The following is a 16,608-nucleotide window of genomic DNA, read 5'->3' on the forward strand; positions in this document are numbered from 1 at the left end:
CTGTCTCCACCAGAAAAATCCTGATCTCTATGAAAAAAGTATTGTTTGCCGTGCTTGCTGTTTTGATGATCGCCATGACCGGTTTTACCGATGCACCCGCTTCGGCGGGCCTCGATGGAATTTCGGCTATTGTCGGCAATGAAATCATTCTCGATTCGGATGTCAAAGAGCAAGAGTTGATGCTGCGTCTTCAGTATGCCGACGCAAAAAACGATCCCCAGCTCAGGAAGAAAATTCTGGACAATATGATCACCCAGAAAATCATTTTGACCAAAGCGAAAATCGATACCGTCAAGGTCGATGAAAAGAGCGTCGAAGATCAGGCCGCAGTACGCTACAATTCGCTTCGCGCCGGTTTTCCTTCGGTGCAGGCAATGGAGTCGCGATTCGGCCTGCCGGTCAATCGCCTGAAACAGCATATTCGTGATGACATCAGGGATCAGCAGATGATCGATGCGTTCCGCAGGAAGCACTTCCGCGAGGTGACGGTTTCGTATGACGAGGCGATGGCTTTCTACCAGCAGGAGAAAGGCAAGTTGCCCGATGCGCCGGAAACGGTTTCGGTGTCTCAGATCATCAAGATGCCGGTGGTCTCCGAGGCTGCAAAGCTGGCGGCGCTCGATAAAATCACGGCGGTTCAGCAGCAGCTTGCCGCAGGCGGCAGCTTTACCGAGCTTGCCCGCACCTATTCCGACGATCCGGGATCGCGCCAGAAGGGTGGCGACCTGGGCTTCACCCGCAAAGGCGAGCTGGTGCCTGGTTTCGAAAAAGCGGCCAACGATCTCAAGCCGGGGCAGATTTCCGGCATCGTCGAAAGCCGTTTCGGCTACCATATCATTCAGTTGATCGGCAAGGATGGCGACCGCATTCACGCCCGGCATATTCTCGCCATGTTCGACAGGAGCAAGACCGATGCGCCCGCGACCCTTGCGCTGCTCAAATCGATCAGGGAGGATATTCTTTCCGGCAAGACGACGTTCGCCGCGATGGCTGAGAAGTATTCCGACGATCCCGCATCCGCTGCCAATGGCGGGCTGATCACATCGGGTGGACGTGCGGGCCTCGAAGTCGCAGGCCTCAGGCCCGAACTTCAGAGAGTCATTGCAAGCCTGAAAAACAAGGGGGAGATCAGTCAGCCGGAGAAAATTCAGCAGGATAATGGAGCGTCGTTCTACGCCCTGTTCATGCTCAATTCAAGGGAACCCGCGCATGCCCTGACTCTGGAGCGCGATTTTGCGCGGATCGAAGAGTTGGCGATGAACCGCAAGAGTCAGGAGCAGTTCAACGCCTGGATAGAGTCCCTGAAAAAAGAGGTGATGGTGCAGGTTATGTCAGACATCTAAGCGTCTGACATAACGGGCGTTCTTTTCGATGAATTCACGGCGGGGTTCGACCTTGTCACCCATGAGGGTTGAAAAGACCTGGTCGGCCTCCATCGCGTTTTCCACCGCGACCTGAAGCAGCGAGCGGTGCTCCGGGTCCATCGTGGTACTCCAGAGCTGCTCGGGGTTCATTTCACCGAGACCCTTGTAGCGCTGGATGGTGACGTTGGCTTTGCCTTTCTGGAGTTTCTTCATCTGCTCGGTGATGCTCGACCGTTCGTCCTCGTCCCAGGCGTATTGCTGCTCGCGGCCCGACTTGACCAGATAGAGTGGAGGCTGGGCGATGAACACCTTGCCCGCCTCGATGAGCGCACGCATGTAGCGGAAAAAGAAGGTCAGAAGCAGTGTGCGGATGTGCGCGCCGTCAACGTCGGCGTCGGTCATGATGATGATCTTGCCGTAGCGCAGCTTTTCAGCCGAGAACTCCTCCTCGCCGATGCTGGTGCCGAGCGCCAGGATGATCGTCTTGATCTCCTCGTTTTCGAGCATTTTGTGCAGACGCGCCTTCTCGACGTTCAGAATCTTTCCTTTGAGCGGCAGGATCGCCTGGAAGCTGCGGTCGCGTCCCTGCTTGGCGCTGCCGCCTGCCGAGTCGCCCTCGACGATGTAGAGTTCGCAGTGCTCCGGATCGTTGATCGAGCAGTCAGCGAGCTTGCCGGGCAGGCCGGAGCTTTCGAGCACCGATTTGCGGCGGGTCAGCTCCTTGGCCTTGCGGGCCGCCTCGCGCGAAATCGCCGCGCCCTTCACCTTCTCGATGATGAGCTTCAGGGTGCCGGGGTTGCTTTCGGCGAACTCGGCGAGCTGCTCGTTGACGATGCTCTCGACGATGCTCTGCGTCTCGGAGTTGCCGAGCTTGGTCTTGGTCTGCCCCTCGAACTGTGGCTCCGGCACCTTGACCGAAATCACCGCCGTGAGTCCCTCCTTGTAGTCGTCGCCGGTCAGGGCGATCTTGAGGTTCTTGAGCAGGTCGTTTTTCTGCGCGTAGGCGTTGAGGGTCCGGGTCAGCGCCTTGCGGAAGCCGGTGACGTGCGTACCGCCCTCGTGCGTGTTGATGTTGTTGACGTAGCTGAAGACGTTCTCCTGATAGGAGTCGTTGTACTGCAAGGCGATTTCGACCATCGTCGAATCGCGCTCGCCCGATAAAAAGATAGGCTCCTTGAGCAGGCTGAGGCGGTTGGCGTCGGTGAAACGCACGAATTCCTTCAAGCCGCCCTCGAAGTGGAAGGTCTCCTCGATCCCCTCGGCGTCACGGACGATGATGCGCAGGTTGCTGTTCAGGAACGCCAGCTCCCTCATGCGGTCGATGATAATATCCTTGCGGAACTCGGTGATCTTGAAAATCTCCGGATCCGGCCTGAACGTGACCTTCGTACCGCGCTGGTCGGTGACGCCGACTTCAGCGACCGAACCTTGCGGTACGCCGCGCCTGTAGGTCTGACGGTAAATTTTGCCGTCGCGATAAACCTCCGCCTCGCACCACTCCGACAGGGCGTTCACCACCGATGCGCCCACGCCATGCAAGCCGCCGGAGACCTTGTAGGCTCCCTTGTCGAACTTGCCGCCCGCACCGATGACCGTCATGACCAGTTCGAGCGCCGACTTCTTCTTGACCGGATGAATATCGACCGGAATGCCGCGCCCGCGGTCGGTGACCGTTACCGAGCCGTCGGGGTTCATGGCTACGAGGATGTAGTCGTTGTAACCGGCGAGGGTTTCGTCGATCGAGTTGTCAACGATCTCATACACGAGATGGTGCAGGCCGCGGCTGTGAATGTCGCCAATGTACATGGCCGGACGTTTGCGGACATGCTCGATGCCGTCGAGTACCTGGATATTGGTGGCGACGTAATCGGAGGCGGCGTTCTGCGGGGTCTGAATATCGGTTTCTTGCATGGGATCGTCGTGCGTGATGAATCAGTAAAAACTTTTGACTCGAAAGATAAAAAAAATCCGCTGATATGCTATTTCAGCCCTCGTCGCCAGCCATGAAGGCTGCCTTGATATGTTCGATCTCGCAGTTCCGGATGGAGCGCTCGTCGAGGCTGCGGGCGAGTACGGCGATGACATCGAAACGGCAGGTGATCCACGGGTCGGGCCGGGTCGCCAGATACCCGGTTGCTGCCCGGATGATCTCCTGCCGCTTCCTTGGCGTGACCGATTCGGCGGGATGGCCTTTGCCGAGCGACGCTCTGGTTTTGACCTCGATGAAGCAGAGTACCTCGCCATCGAGGGCGATAATGTCGATCTCGTTGCGATGGTAGCGATAGTTGCGCTCGACGATTCGGCAGCCGTGAGCGGCGAGATACCGCGCCGCTATCGCCTCGCCTTCGGCTCCAAGCCATTGAGGGGTGTGCATGGAATGAGGGGTTATTTTTCCCCCAATTTACGTAACTTGAAGCTTTTGCGGTGAATCTCGCAGCGCCCGTGCCTGGCGATGGCCTCGACATGCGCTCCGGTGGGGTAGCCAAAGTGCCGGTCAAAGCCGTATTCGGGGAACTCAGCCGCATAGCCGGTCATCAGCTCGTCCCGGTGCGTCTTGGCCAGCACCGAGGCGGCGGCGATGGAGAAGACCTTCGAGTCGCCTTTGACGACGGTCTCGAACGGAATCGGCAGCACCGGCTTGAAGCGGTTGCCGTCCACCAGCAGGAATTCCGGCGTCGAGCCGAGAGATTCGACCGCGAGGTTCATCGCAAGCATCGTGGCTTGCAGGATGTTGATCCGGTCTATCGTCTCCGCGTCGGCGACGCCGAGCGCCCAGCTTTCGGCGGCCTGGCGGATGGCGGGGGCGAGCGCCTCGCGAAGCTCCGGCGTCAGCTTTTTCGAATCGTCGAGTCGAGCGAAAATTCCCGACGGCCTGAAGCGGCGCGGAAAGACCACCGCCGCCGCCACCACCGGCCCGGCAAGCGGCCCCCGGCCCGCCTCGTCGATGCCGCAGACCCGCGACAGCGATTTCCAGAGCGGCGCCTCGAACCCGGTTGTCAGCATGTTGGCGACCCGGTAAAAATGTTCGATGAATAAGGCATAATTACCAATGCTCGAAGTGTTATATTTTTCGACAAATAAAAATAGCAATTATGGGGATTCCGGCAGTATGTCGAGCGGCAGCGCGCCGGATGAATTCAACAAAGGATTTTTCCGAACCAGTTTCAGTGTAAGGTCAGCGGAAATGTCTGAAATCACGGATTTTGAATGAAGAAGAATGTGAAGAAACAGCTCCTGATGAACAAGACCGGAGATGAAATCCAGGTTGCGCTCGTCGAGGAGGGTCGGCTTGCCGAGCTGATCATAGAGCGTCCCGAGAGCATGAGAAGTATCGGCGACATTTATCTTGGCCGGGTGCACAAGGTGGTCGAGGGACTCAAGGCGGCGTTTGTCGATATTGGGCAGAAGTCCGACGGCTTCCTCCACTTTTCCGATGTGGGCACCACCAGCGAGGATTACCGCGCTCTGGTCGAAGACGACGATGACGAAGAAAGCGTCGGCGACGAGGGCGATGATGAAAGTGAAGGCGACGCTGATTCCGAAACGCCCGCGCCGCAGCGGGAGGCCGCTCGACCCGCCGGACAGCAGAAGAGCGAGCAGCGGCAGCAGCCGTCCGGCGATGCTGCCGAAAGGCGTCAGTCCTACACCCAGATGATCGCCCAGAAGCTCAAGCCCAACGACTCGATTCTCGTGCAGGTCATCAAGGAACCGATCAGCACCAAGGGTTCACGCCTCACCTCCGACATCACCATCGCCGGGCGCTTCATGGTGCTCTTGCCCTTCGGCGGCGGCCAGATCGCTGTTTCGCGCCGCGTGGTGGCGCGAAAGGAGCGGGGCCGCCTCAAAAAGCTGGTGCGCTCGATGCTGCCTGAAGGGTTCGGCGCGATTATCCGCACGGTGGCCGAGGATCAGGAGGAGACGCTCCTGAAGCAGGATCTCGAAAAGCTGCTGGCCAAATGGAAGCAGATCGAGGAGAAGTTGCAGGACGCCCAGCCGCCGCAGCTCATCTTCAAGGAGGACACCATCATTTCGAGCGTACTGCGTGACTCGCTCACCACCGACGTCACCGAAATCGTGGCCAACTCCAACTCCATCTACAACGAGACGCTCAACTACATCCAGTGGGCCGCGCCCGACATGGTCAAGAACGTTTCGCTCCACCAGGGCAAGCTGCCGCTCTTCGAGGGGTACGGTATCGCCAAGGATGTGGAGTCGATCTTTTCGCGCAAGGTGTGGCTCAAGTCGGGCGGCTACATCATCATCGAGCACACCGAGGCGATGGTGGTCGTTGACGTCAACAGCGGTCGGTACGCCGCCAAGCGCGAGCAGGAGGAGAACTCGCTCAAGACCAACCTCGAAGCCGCCCGCGAAATCGTGCGCCAGCTCCGGCTGCGCGACATCGGCGGCATCATCGTGGTCGATTTCATCGACATGATCGATCCGAAAAACTCGAAGAAGGTCTATGACTCCATGAAGACCGAGCTGCGCAACGATCGCGCCAAATCGAACATCCTGCCGCTTTCGGACTTCGGCATCATGCAGATCACCCGCGAGCGCATCCGCCCGAGCCTCATGCAGCGCATGGGTGACCAGTGCCCCGCCTGCGGCGGCAGTGGCGTGGTGCAGGCGCGCTTCACGACGATCAACCAGATCGAGCGCTGGCTCCGCAAGTACGCGCTTCAGCAGAAGGCACCGTTCCAGCAGCTCGACCTGCACGTCAGCCCGACGGTGCTCGAACCGATGCGCAACAGCGACATGAAAACCGAGATGAAATGGTTCCTGCAGCACCTGGTTTTCGTCAGGATCAAGGCCGACGAAAGCCTGCGCAGCGATGACTTCCGCTTCTACAACCGGAAGCCCGGCACCGACATCACCGCCGAATACAATTGAAACAAGACCAAAACCGACTTATGGAACAGTACCAGCAGATAAAGGAGCAGATCATCGCATGGTCTTCGCTCACCGCCAGCCAGCTCCAGGCGGATGGCGAGGCGCGTCAGGTTTTCGAGCTTTTCAAGGCGCTGCTCAACGATGGTAAAATCCGCGCCGCCGAACCCGACTCGTCGGGAGAGGGCTGGACGGTGAACCAGTGGGTCAAGCAGGGCATTCTGGTTGGCATGAAGCTCGGTGTCTTGCACGAGAATCACGTCGAGCTTGGCGGCTCCGGACGCCTCTCCTTCATCGACAAGGACACTTACCCGCTTCACCGCTTCAGCGTCGCGGACAACGTGCGGATCGTGCCCGGCGGATCGTCGGTGCGCGACGGCTCGTACCTTGCCCCCTCGGTGGTGATGATGCCGCCGTCCTACGTCAACGTCGGCGCATACGTCGATGAAGGCACGATGATCGACTCCCACGCGCTGGTTGGCAGTTGCGCCCAGGTCGGCAAAAAGGTGCATCTCTCCGCCGCCGTGCAGGTTGGCGGCGTACTCGAACCGATTGGCGCGATGCCGGTCATCATCGAGGACGAGGTGATGGTCGGCGGCAACTGCGGCATTTACGAGGGCACCATCGTCAAAAAACGCGCGGTGATCGGCACCGGAGTGATCCTGAACGGTTCGACGCCGGTTTATGACCTGGTCAACGAAACGGTGCTGCGCAAAACCGCCGACTCGCCGCTCGTCATTCCCGAAGGCGCGGTCGTGGTGGCCGGTTCCCGCCAGGCAAAGGGCGAGTTCGCCGCTGCGCACGGCCTTTCGATCTACACGCCGCTGATCGTCAAGTACCGCGACGAGCGCACCGACAGCGCAACGGCGCTCGAAAGCGCGCTCAGATGATTCGCTTCATGAGCCTGCGACGCATCACTTTTTTCAGGAGTTTCCGGCGCTGGTCGCGCTCCGCAGCCATCCTTTCCACTGCGGCGATGATGGTTGTCGTTCAGCCCGGCAGCGCGGCGAATGGCGCGACCAGCGCGGGCGACAATTTTTTTGCCGCGACCAGAAGCATAGACCTGCTCGGGGAGGTGTACAAAAATGTGTCGCAAAGCTATGTCGATCCCGTCGATGTGAGTGCATTCATGTATTCAGGAATCGATGGCATGATGGCGCAGCTCGATCCCTTCACCTCGTTTCTCGATGAAGCCCAGTCCGATGAGCTCGACGAGATCACCAGCGGCCAATATACCGGCGTCGGCATCACCATAGCCGTTTTTTCCGGCGATCTGTTCGTTACCTCGGTGATCGAAGGACAGCCCGCCGCGAAAGCGGGAGTGCAGACCGGCGACCAGATTGTGGCCATCGATGGCGTTCGTACGAGCAAGAAGGCCATCGACGAGATCAGGAGCGCCATCAAAGGGCCTCCCGGCACGACGGTCAGGCTCTCGATCAGAAGAGACGGCCTGGGAGCGGCGAAGGTCATTGCCATCACCAGAGAAGAGGTACGGGTCAGCACCGTGCCTTATTCCGGCCTTTTCGGTTCGTCGGGTTACGTGCAGATGAACAGTTTCGCCGAGCATTCGCGGGAGGAGCTGAGTTCGGCGATCCGCGCAATCCGCGCAGAGGCCGCCAAAAACCACGTCGCGCTGAACGGCATCGTGCTCGATCTGCGCGGCAATCCGGGCGGCTTGCTCACCTCGGCGGTCGAGGTCGCGGGCCTTTTTGTCGCAAAGAACAGCCGGATCGTCTCCACCAGAGGTCGGGCCGCCGACAGCGAGCAGGTCTATGTCACCAAAACCGATCCGCAAGCGCCATCGCTGCCGCTGGTGGTCTTGATCGACGGCGACAGCGCCTCGGCTTCGGAGATCGTTTCGGGCGCGATTCAGGAGCTTGACCGGGGCGTCATTGTCGGCGAGAGTTCGTTCGGCAAGGGGCTGGTGCAGTCGATCATCACGCTGCCGTACGACCACATCCTCAAGATGACGACGGCCAAATATTACACGCCGTCGGGCCGCCTCATCCAGAAGCCGATCGCCCGCGACGATTCGCGCCGCAAGGTGGTGCTTTCCACCGGCGATGCGGACTCCACGAAGGTCTTCTACACCCGCAACCGGCGCAAGGTTTATGGCGGCGGCGGCATCCGGCCGGATGTGGCCGTCAGGGCCGACTCACTCTCCGAATACCAGCACACGCTCGAGAACTCGGGGCTGTTATTCAGATACGCGTCACGGTTTCACCGGAAGCATCCGGAATTTCAGTTGCAGCACCTGCCGTCTGAACCGGTGTGCGGGGAGTTCAATCGCTTTCTCGAAAAAGAGCGTTTTGTCTTCCGTTCGGACGCGCAAAAATCGCTCGACAGCGTGAAGATGCTTATTCAGAAGGAGGATGTGGAAAACCACAAGGAGCTTGACGGACAGCTCGACGCTCTCGAAAAGGCGCTTGCGGCTTCGACCAGGCGAAGCATCTCGCGTGATTCTCTTCGCATCGCCACCGCCTTGCAGCGGGAGATCATGCGCCATTACGACGAGCGCGGGGCGCGGCGCAAAGCGATCGAGAGCGATTCTGTTGCGGCGAAGGCCTTCGCGCTGCTCGCCGATCCCGCCCGCTACCAGGCGCTGCTCAAGCCCTGAGCCGTTGTTCGGCGAGCTTGTGCTGCTGGTGGACGCCGAGGGCGATCATCAGATTGCTGACGCTGAGCAGGCTCTCGGCAAAGCCGTGCAGAAAATCGTTGTGCGAGAGCGACGGGTAGCCCAGCACATGCATGGCGACGTACATGCAGACCACCGTCACCGAAATGAAGACCAGCACGAACCAGAACCCCGCCACGGTCAGCGCCGAGAACGCCTCGGAGTCCTGTTTGCGCACCTTCAGCAGCAGCACCAGAAAGGTCAGGTACACGACGCTCGACACCTGTAAAATGGCGTCGAACCAACTGTTTCCCATCAGAAACGAGTAGGGCGTCGAGCCGCTTCCCGCCGCCAGCACCACGCCGCCGAAGAGCGCCCCCATGAAGGCCGTCCGGGGCTTTGCCTCGCGCTTTTCCTCTCCTTGCAAAATCTTCAGCGTCGCGTAGAGCAGCGCGATGCTGCCCACCAGGTTGATCGCTTCGGACAGTTCGAGGAGGCGCATGATGGTGTCGCCGGTGATGTGGTAGAAGAGCACGAACCAGCTCCCGATCCAGTGCGGCAGCATGAAGAGCGCGAAGCGCCGCAAATCCCGCCTGCCGACGAGACTTCCGTAGCGGTAGAGCATGACAAGCGCCACGCCCCATTCGAGCGACGAGGAGATGTGGACGAGCCAGTTCAGCGGAGAGAGCAGCATTTGGAGGAGTTCTTTTTCTTGTCGGAATACTGGAGTGCTGAACCCGGCATTCTTCAGCAAGGTTTTAATCCCGAGCACTGTCGAGACATTCAGAACTCTTGAATAATTGCCCCGGACTTCAGTCCGGGGTTTACGAAAAACAAAAAATAAACAGGGGCTTTAGCCCAATTTCTTGCTTTGTCGGGACGGGACAGCGGGGTTTCAGCCGCGTCCATCAACTTCCTTTGGCGAGGTGATAGACGTTCTTGGCCATGATCTTCATCTGCACACTCCACGGCGCGGGAACCATTTTTTTATAGAGGTACGAGTCGAAGGTGATCTCCTGCACATGCTTGTCTCGGCAGATCGCCACGAAGCTCTCGCGCAACCGGTCGCTCTTGTAATAGACCGACTGCAACACCTGAAGGCCAAAGAAGATAGGCGAGTAGAGCTTGCGGAACTCCTTCTCGTAGCTCGCAAGCGGCGTCCTGTTGCGGATGCGCTCGATCATCGCTTCTGCGCCGAGCTTGCCGGAGCGCATGGCGAAGAAGATGCCCTCGCCGTTGGCCGGAGTCACCAGCCCCGCCGCGTCGCCCACCAGAATCGCCCGCTCCTGCGAGAAGGAGCGGCGCGGCTTCATCGGAATTTTTGCCGCCTCGTTGAGGTAAGGCTTTTCGGTAAGGCCGATCTTTTCGACGAAGCGATGCTGCAATTGCTTGATGTCGTTGCGGTGCTCCTCGGTGCCCGTGCCGATGGCGATGTGATCGGTTTTCGGGAAGATCCAGCCGTAGAAATCGGGCGAGACCTCGCCGTCGAACCAGATTTCCACCAGTTCCTCGTAGGGCTTGAGCGCCTCGGAGTAGTGGAAGCGCTGCTGCATGGCGATCACCTTCAGGTCGTTCGGCGGAAAGCCCAGCTCGTCGGCGGTCTTTGAGTTCGCCCCGTCCGCGCCGATGACAAACGATGCCTCGACCGGCGGCAGTTCCGCGCCCTCCTTGTTGAAGAGATGGATCGTGAAGCGGTCGGCGGAGCGGTCGATCTTTTTGACCAGCGCCTCGACTACCTCCGCCCCGGCCTTTTGCGCTTTTTCGCGCAGGTAGCGGTCGAAGCGCTCGCGCCGCACCATGCCGACGTAGCCGTTCGGCATGTGCATGAAGATGGTTTGCCCTTTGGGCGAGCGAACGCTCATGCGGGTCAGCTTTTTTTCGACCAGCTCGTCGGGAATCTGGAACTCCTCGATCAGGCCGAGCGGAATTGCGCCCCCGCACGGCTTGACGTTCGAGAGATTGCGTTCGACGAGGATGGTCGAGTGGCCCGCCTTGGCGAGAATTTCAGCGGCGACAGCGCCCGATGGACCTCCGCCTATGATTGCGACATCGTACAGCATGAAACGATAACCTGTTATGCTTGAATCAGTTTGGTCGCCAGGAACTCCCCGGCTTTCGACATGTCGATCCGCTCCTGCGCGGCGGTGTCGCGGTAGCGCACGGTGATGGTGCCGTTCTCCAGCGTGTCGTGATCGACCGTGAAGCAGAACGGCGTACCGATCTCGTCCTGACGGCGGTAGCGCTTGCCGATCGAGGCCGCGTCGTCGTACTGCACCATGAAGTGCTCCGAGAGGTCGCGGCAGAGTTGCGCGGCCTTTTCGCCCATCTCGCCCTTCTTCATCAGCGGCAGGACGGCGGCCTTCACCGGCGCAACCTTCGGCGCGAGCTTCAGCATCACGCGCGGCTCGCCATCGACCACATCCTCCTGATAGGCGTCCGACAGCAGCGCCAGGAACGTGCGGTCGCAGCCCGACGAGGTCTCGACGACGTAGGGAATGTAGCGCTCGTTGGTGGTCTGGTCGATGTACTCCATGCTCTTGCCGGAGTACTCCTGATGCTGGCGAAGGTCGAAATCGGTTCGCGAGTGGATTCCCTCGATCTCCTCGATGCCGAACGGGAACTCGAACTTGATGTCGTAAGCGAGGTCGGCGTAGTGGGCCAGCTTGTCGTGCTTGTACCAGTGGAGCTTCTCCCTCGTCATGCCGAGCGTTTCGGAGTACCAGCGGAAGCGCTCCTCGCGCCACGCCTCGAACGCCTCGAGCTGCGTGCCGGGCTTGACGAAATACTGCATCTCCATCTGCTCGAACTCCACCATGCGAAAGATGAAGTTCCCCTTGACGATCTCGTTGCGGAACGCCTTGCCGATTTGCGCGATGCCGAACGGAACCTTCATGCGCGACGACTCGCGCACGTTGTGGAAGTTCACGAAGATGCCCTGAGCCGTTTCGGGACGCAGATAGACGACGCCCGCCGATTCGGCCACCGCGCCCATGTTGCACTGGAACATCAGGTTGAACTGACGAACCTCTGTCCAGTCCGCCGAGCCGGTATCGGGCGCCTTGATGCCCGCCTCGATAATGATATTGTACAGTGTGCGGTTCGGGTCTTCGGTTCCGGCGGCGGCCTCATAGGCCACCTTGACGGCAGCGGCTTCAGCCTCTTTGCCGTCGCGCATGAGTTTGCCGATGTGGTTCTCGATCAGGTGATCGGCGCGGTAGCGGCGCTTGGTGGTGCGGTCGTCGATCATCGGATCGTTGAAGCTCGCCACATGGCCCGAAGCCTCCCACACCGTCGGATTCATCATGATCGAAGCATCGATGCCCACGATATTCTGATGGCGGCGCGTCATCGCGTTCCACCACAACTCCTTGATATTCTTCTTCATCTCGCTGCCGAGCGGCCCGTAATCGAAGCACGACGACAAGCCGCCGTAAATTTCGGACGACGGGAAAATGAACCCCCGGCGCTTGGCCAGCGAAACCAGTTTATGCATCACTTTATCGGGCGACAGACTCTGCGTCTGCACCCGCGACTGATCGGAATTGCTCATCGTTAGAACTCTGAGGTTGAAAAATTCGGAGTCACCCATCCTTCTGGCAGGGCACAAACCGCAAATATAACAAATGAAGGGGATTTAACGTGCCGGGGGTTTGGGGGTGGTAGGCGCTGAATTTATGCGTAAATGCGACTTCGCTTGTCAGACTATCGGTTGAGAACAAATTATTGAAACTACTTTCTGAGACACATTCTTTCGTAATAAAGGATTTGATAAAACCTGAGATCAGAAGCGCCTCTTTTTCAGAAAGAACACTCATTCGATCATAAAGTTTTTGCATCATAAGGCGAAAAAATGTGTATTTATAAATAAAATCCGAGCAGACTGAGATGACAACGATAGAGAACGATATAACCGAATTGACTCAGGGCGGCGAAAGCCTGACGCTGGAGTTCAAGAGCGATCTGAAGGGCTTGCCGGATCGGGAGCTGGTGGAGGCAGTGGTTTCGCTGGCCAATACCGATGGGGGTGAAGTGTTGCTTGGTGTCGAGGATGATGGCCGGATTACCGGTTTGCATACCAGACATCTCACTGTTTCAGGAATTCCTTCACTTGTTGCCAACAAGACCAATCCGCCCATTGCCGTTCGTGTGGAAAAATGTGAGGCGCAAGATAAAGTCTTTGCTCGTATCACTGTTCCGAAATCGCGACAACTGGTTTCGACATCGGATGGAGCCTTGTTGCGTCGGCGTCTCAAACTCGATGGAACCCCGGAGGCGGTGCCATTTTATCCGCACGAGTTTCATTCAGCGCCAGTCATCGCTCGGCCTCATCGATCCTTCCGCCATGCGGCTGGAAGAAATAGATTCCAGCCAGCTCGATCCATTGCAACGTCTGCGTATTCGCAACGCTATCAAAAAATATGGCGGCGAACAATCCTTGCTGGTGTTGGCTGATGATGAACTGGATGGAGCGCTGGGGCTGGTTGTTGAGCAGCAGGGACGAAAATGCCCTACCGTTGCAGGCCTGCTCATGTTGGGGACAGAATTTCTCTTGCGTCAGCATCTGCCAGCCTACGAAGTCGCTTTTCAGGTGTTACGCGGCACCGATGTGCGTGTCAACGAGTTCTACCGCAAGCCATTGCTGGAGACCTTTGAAGAGGTCGAATTACAGTTCAAACCGTGGGTTGTGGAAGAAGAGATTCAGGTTGGTTTATTTCGCGTTCCCGTGCCGAACTTTGATCGCCGCGCCTTTCGCGAAGCTTTCGTCAACGCTCTTGTTCATCGTGACTTCAGTGCATTGGGGGCGGTTCATGTGAAACTGGATGATGATGGATTAACAATCAGCAACCCGGGTGGATTTATTGAAGGGCTGAATCTCGATAATTTGCTGGTCGCGTCGCCGCGTTCTCGAAATCCTCAGTTGGCGGACATCATCAAGCGGATCGGTTTGGCGGAGCGTACCGGCCGAGGTATCGATCGCATTTATGAAGGCATGTTACGTTATGGTCGCCCAGCTCCCGATTATTCTATGTCTAATGCTTACACTGTCAGTGTTTTTCTTTCTAATGCCGCCGCTGATCTCGATTTCCTCAGGATGGTAGTAGAGCAGGAAGACAAGCTTGGAACCATGCCTATCGACTCTTTGATCATCCTCTCCCGTTTGCGGGAGGAGCGCCGTTTGACGACAACCGATCTTGCTCCATCCGTGCAAAAGCCCGAAGCAAACGTACGGGCCACACTGGAGAAACTTGTGGAAATAGGTTTTCTCGAACCGCATGGAAACGGTAGAGGCCGCACATACACATTAAGCGTACGCCTGTACCAGAACGCAGGTCAGCGGGCTGAGTACATTCGCCAGGTCGGGTTCGCGCCGATTCAGCAGGAACAGATGGTGCTCAACTACATCGACAAGCACGGAAGCATCAAGCGGGCGGATGTTATGGACCTGTGCCACCTCAATGGATCTCAAGCCTATCGTTTACTTAAAAAATTGTCAGAAAATGGCTTGGTTTACAAGACGGGTGAAAAAAAACATGCCGTTTATACACGATAAGAGCAGGTGATATGCGCGTCGTGCATAAGTGTTTATAAATTCTATGCGCGCGTGTATAGCGTCGTGCATAACTTTCTGTCATTAGCGTGGATTCCATGGCAGCTGCTTGGCGAGGGTTGTGTCCAATGAAACATAGAACAGATTTTTATCGGTAATGATGACGGTCTGTTATCATGTTTAGTCGGAACAGTTTTCCGTGAAGTGGCCTTGAAAAAATGCTTGAGCTTGTCTCGTTAACAGGTGCGTAAGGAGTTGCTGATTTGGCTTTGATTTCGATTCCGAGGCTGATGATTTCGGCTTCGTGGAAGAGCGCCGGGAAGACCACGGTGAGCCTGGGGCTGCTTCGGCTTCTGGCTGAGAAGGGGCTGCCGGTCGTGAGCTTCAAGAAGGGGCCGGACTATATCGATCCGATGTGGCACCGGGTCGCCAGCGGTGGCGAGTGCTACAATCTCGATTCCTGGATGATGGGCGAGGCGGCCTGCCGTGACACCTTTGTGCAGGCCTGTGCCCGAAAGCCGGGGAGCGTTGCCCTGATCGAGGGCAATCACGGGCTGCATGACGGCATGGATATGGCCGGGTCGGACAGCAGCGCCGGGCTGGCCGCGTTGCTCGACGCGCCGGTGCTCCTTGTCATCGACAGCCGCCGGATGAATCGCGGCGTGGCTGCGCAGGTGCTCGGACTCCAGGCGATGCCGCCGAAGGTCAGGATCGCGGGCGTCATTCTCAACCATGTCGCCACCGCGCGGCAGGAGTCGAAGCAGCGCGAGGCCATCGAAACCTTCTGCGACGCGCCGGTGCTCGGCGCGATTCCCGCAGACTCCTCGCTCATTCTGCCCGAACGCCACCTCGGCCTGGTGACGGTCGGCGAGGCCTCGGATGCCGAGGCCTTCATCCGCGTCGCCGCCGGGCAGGTCGAGCGCCATTGCGACCTTTCCGCGATCCGCCGCCTCTTCGATGAGGCAACGCTGCTCCCGCTGCCGGAGGCGGTCGAAGTACCGTCGTCGAAAAAAGAGGCGATGGTCAAAATCGGCGTGTTTCGTGACGCGGCCTTCTGCTTCTATTACCCCGACAACCTCGACGCCCTTCGTGAGGCCGGGGCGGAGCTGGTGTTTATCGATACCTTCAAAACCACCGCTCTTCCGGAGATCGACGGACTCTATCTCGGCGGCGGCTTTCCGGAATCCTTTTTCCGCGAGCTGAGCGCCAATGCCGGGCTTTTGCGTGATGTGCGCGAGCGGATCGAGGCGGGAATGCCTGCGTGGGCCGAGTGCGGCGGACTGATCTGGCTGTGCCGCAGCGCAACGTGGGAGGGCAAGCAATGGCCTCTTGCCGGTGTCCTCCCGGTCGATATTGCCTATCAGCGGAAGCCCGCCGGGTGCGGCTATCTCGAACTCGAAAGCCGTTCGGAAACCGGATGGTTTCCTGCGGGCGAGCGCTTGCGGGCGCATGAGTTTCACTACTCCAAACCGGCTGATGGCGGCGTAGAACTTGCCTGTCAGTTCGACGTGGCGCGTGGATTCGGCCTGACTGGCCGCGAGGACGGGCTGCTCTACCGGAACCTGTTTGCTTCGTACGCTCATTTTCACGTGGCCGCAAATCCGCATTGGGCAGAGCGTTTCGTTGAGCTTGCGGTACAATTCAAGGGTCGGGAAAGGGCGGCGCGGGCCTGAAATTACACCCCTTGCAGCGAGGCTAATTTTTCCGGAAAGCTTGGTTCATTCATGATATTTTGCTAACTACTTGATTCAGTGGTTTGAGCGATGATGTATTCAACCACCTGAACTTACCTTCCGTTATATGATCGCTCGGGAACCCCGGGATTCCGGTTCTGACAACCGTCACCCGGTTCACGATTCCCTGACAGGCTCGTTATCGCTCAGCAGGAGAGACTGATAAAAAATTGCAGACCTGTTGAAAAATTGAAATTGTTGTGTTAACTATATAACCGTATATCGATATTGTTTGCAGGCGGGCAGGAATCACCCGATGCCATCGTCCGCGCTCATTTTCAACATTTTATCTCATTTCAAGGAGAATCATTATGTCAATTGAAGTCAACGGCATGAGCGTCGAGACGGACGAGAACGGTTATTTGGTGAATCTGGATGACTGGAGCGAGGATGTGGCGGTGAAGATCGCCGAGGGCGAGGATATTGCGATGGAAGAGGGTCACTGGGATCTGGTGAAGTTCC

Annotated in this window: 12 protein-coding genes and 1 pseudogene; 7 read left to right on the plus strand and 6 right to left on the minus strand. The window is 58.1% G+C overall.

Going from position 1 to position 16,608, the window contains the following annotated elements; translation table 11 throughout:
• Nucleotides 1-29: 29 nt before the first annotated feature.
• Nucleotides 30-1,343, plus strand: a complete 1,314-nt coding sequence (locus tag FGF66_RS06400) for a peptidylprolyl isomerase (protein ID WP_139456847.1) — start codon at nt 30-32, stop codon at nt 1,341-1,343.
• Here FGF66_RS06400 and gyrB read toward each other — a convergent pair.
• The 3 genes from gyrB to FGF66_RS06415 all read right to left on the minus strand — a co-directional run bounded on the left by gyrB (nt 1,332) and on the right by FGF66_RS06415 (nt 4,367).
• The gene (gyrB, locus tag FGF66_RS06405) at nt 1,332-3,275 is read right to left on the minus strand and encodes a DNA topoisomerase (ATP-hydrolyzing) subunit B (protein ID WP_139456848.1); all 1,944 of its coding nucleotides are present in this window, start codon (nt 3,273-3,275) and stop codon (nt 1,332-1,334) included. The genes FGF66_RS06400 and gyrB overlap by 12 nt on opposite strands.
• A 73-nt stretch (nt 3,276-3,348) precedes the next feature.
• Entirely contained in the window at nt 3,349-3,738 is a 390-nt protein-coding gene (locus tag FGF66_RS06410; protein WP_139456849.1) for a YraN family protein, read from the minus strand.
• A gap of 11 nt (nt 3,739-3,749) precedes the next feature.
• Complete coding sequence (locus FGF66_RS06415) at nt 3,750-4,367, minus strand: ribonuclease HII (protein ID WP_139456850.1); 618 nt, start codon at nt 4,365-4,367, stop codon at nt 3,750-3,752.
• A 204-nt stretch (nt 4,368-4,571) separates the two neighbouring features.
• On the opposite strand from FGF66_RS06415, the gene FGF66_RS06420 reads away from it, so the two are divergent.
• From FGF66_RS06420 to FGF66_RS06430, 3 genes are read left to right on the plus strand one after another with little or no spacing between them, the layout of a single operon-like run.
• Nucleotides 4,572-6,254 carry an Rne/Rng family ribonuclease gene (locus tag FGF66_RS06420; RefSeq protein ID WP_139456851.1) on the plus strand — a complete coding sequence of 561 codons (1,683 nt, stop codon included), beginning with the start codon at nt 4,572-4,574 and terminating at the stop codon, nt 6,252-6,254.
• 20 nt (nt 6,255-6,274) lie between these two features.
• Nucleotides 6,275-7,141: a 2,3,4,5-tetrahydropyridine-2,6-dicarboxylate N-succinyltransferase gene (locus FGF66_RS06425; protein WP_139456852.1), complete on the plus strand. Its 867-nt coding sequence runs from the start codon at nt 6,275-6,277 to the stop codon at nt 7,139-7,141.
• Nucleotides 7,142-7,149: 8 nt separating this feature from the next.
• Nucleotides 7,150-8,868 carry a S41 family peptidase gene (locus FGF66_RS06430; protein ID WP_246046605.1) on the plus strand — a complete coding sequence of 573 codons (1,719 nt, stop codon included), beginning with the start codon at nt 7,150-7,152 and terminating at the stop codon, nt 8,866-8,868.
• On the opposite strand, the gene FGF66_RS06435 is transcribed toward FGF66_RS06430, so the two are convergent.
• The 3 genes from FGF66_RS06435 to FGF66_RS06445 form a co-directional block, all read right to left on the minus strand.
• Nucleotides 8,858-9,559 (minus strand): DUF3593 domain-containing protein, encoded by a 702-nt coding sequence (locus FGF66_RS06435; RefSeq protein ID WP_139456854.1) that lies wholly within the window; start codon nt 9,557-9,559, stop codon nt 8,858-8,860. The genes FGF66_RS06430 and FGF66_RS06435 overlap by 11 nt on opposite strands.
• Nucleotides 9,560-9,773: 214 nt before the next feature.
• Nucleotides 9,774-10,925 carry a geranylgeranyl diphosphate reductase gene (locus tag FGF66_RS06440; protein ID WP_139456855.1) on the minus strand — a complete coding sequence of 384 codons (1,152 nt, stop codon included), beginning with the start codon at nt 10,923-10,925 and terminating at the stop codon, nt 9,774-9,776.
• Nucleotides 10,926-10,939: 14 nt separating this feature from the next.
• Complete coding sequence (locus FGF66_RS06445) at nt 10,940-12,415, minus strand: glycine--tRNA ligase (protein ID WP_170181247.1); 1,476 nt, start codon at nt 12,413-12,415, stop codon at nt 10,940-10,942.
• Nucleotides 12,416-12,750: 335 nt separating this feature from the next.
• Here FGF66_RS06445 and FGF66_RS06450 point away from each other — a divergent pair.
• The 3 genes and pseudogenes from FGF66_RS06450 to FGF66_RS06460 form a co-directional block, all read left to right on the plus strand.
• Nucleotides 12,751-14,416, plus strand: a pseudogene (locus FGF66_RS06450) (ATP-binding protein).
• Between the two features lie 287 nt (nt 14,417-14,703).
• Nucleotides 14,704-16,086: a cobyrinate a,c-diamide synthase gene (locus tag FGF66_RS06455; RefSeq protein ID WP_139456859.1), complete on the plus strand. Its 1,383-nt coding sequence runs from the start codon at nt 14,704-14,706 to the stop codon at nt 16,084-16,086.
• 371 nt (nt 16,087-16,457) lie between these two features.
• Nucleotides 16,458-16,608: TusE/DsrC/DsvC family sulfur relay protein (locus FGF66_RS06460; protein WP_211341986.1), on the plus strand; the 151-nt coding region annotated here is incomplete at its 3' end.

It is taken from the genome of Chlorobaculum thiosulfatiphilum, assembly GCF_006265165.1.
Lineage (GTDB): Bacteria > Bacteroidota > Chlorobiia > Chlorobiales > Chlorobiaceae > Chlorobaculum > Chlorobaculum thiosulfatiphilum.

Excerpts from the sequence above, each read along its gene's own strand:
- FGF66_RS06425 (WP_139456852.1), top strand. The coding sequence starts at position 6,275 with ATGGAACAGTACCAGCAGATAAAGGAGCAGATCATCGCATGGTCTTCG.
- FGF66_RS06455 (WP_139456859.1), top strand. The coding sequence starts at position 14,704 with ATGATTTCGGCTTCGTGGAAGAGCGCCGGGAAGACCACGGTGAGCCTG.
- FGF66_RS06430 (WP_246046605.1), top strand. The coding sequence starts at position 7,150 with ATGAGCCTGCGACGCATCACTTTTTTCAGGAGTTTCCGGCGCTGGTCG.
- FGF66_RS06400 (WP_139456847.1), top strand. The coding sequence starts at position 30 with ATGAAAAAAGTATTGTTTGCCGTGCTTGCTGTTTTGATGATCGCCATG.
- FGF66_RS06420 (WP_139456851.1), top strand. The coding sequence starts at position 4,572 with ATGAAGAAGAATGTGAAGAAACAGCTCCTGATGAACAAGACCGGAGAT.
- FGF66_RS06440 (WP_139456855.1), bottom strand. The coding sequence starts at position 10,925 with ATGCTGTACGATGTCGCAATCATAGGCGGAGGTCCATCGGGCGCTGTC.
- FGF66_RS06415 (WP_139456850.1), bottom strand. The coding sequence starts at position 4,367 with ATGCTGACAACCGGGTTCGAGGCGCCGCTCTGGAAATCGCTGTCGCGG.
- FGF66_RS06435 (WP_139456854.1), bottom strand. The coding sequence starts at position 9,559 with ATGCTGCTCTCTCCGCTGAACTGGCTCGTCCACATCTCCTCGTCGCTC.
- FGF66_RS06410 (WP_139456849.1), bottom strand. The coding sequence starts at position 3,738 with ATGCACACCCCTCAATGGCTTGGAGCCGAAGGCGAGGCGATAGCGGCG.
- FGF66_RS06445 (WP_170181247.1), bottom strand. The coding sequence starts at position 12,415 with ATGAGCAATTCCGATCAGTCGCGGGTGCAGACGCAGAGTCTGTCGCCC.
- gyrB (WP_139456848.1), bottom strand. The coding sequence starts at position 3,275 with ATGCAAGAAACCGATATTCAGACCCCGCAGAACGCCGCCTCCGATTAC.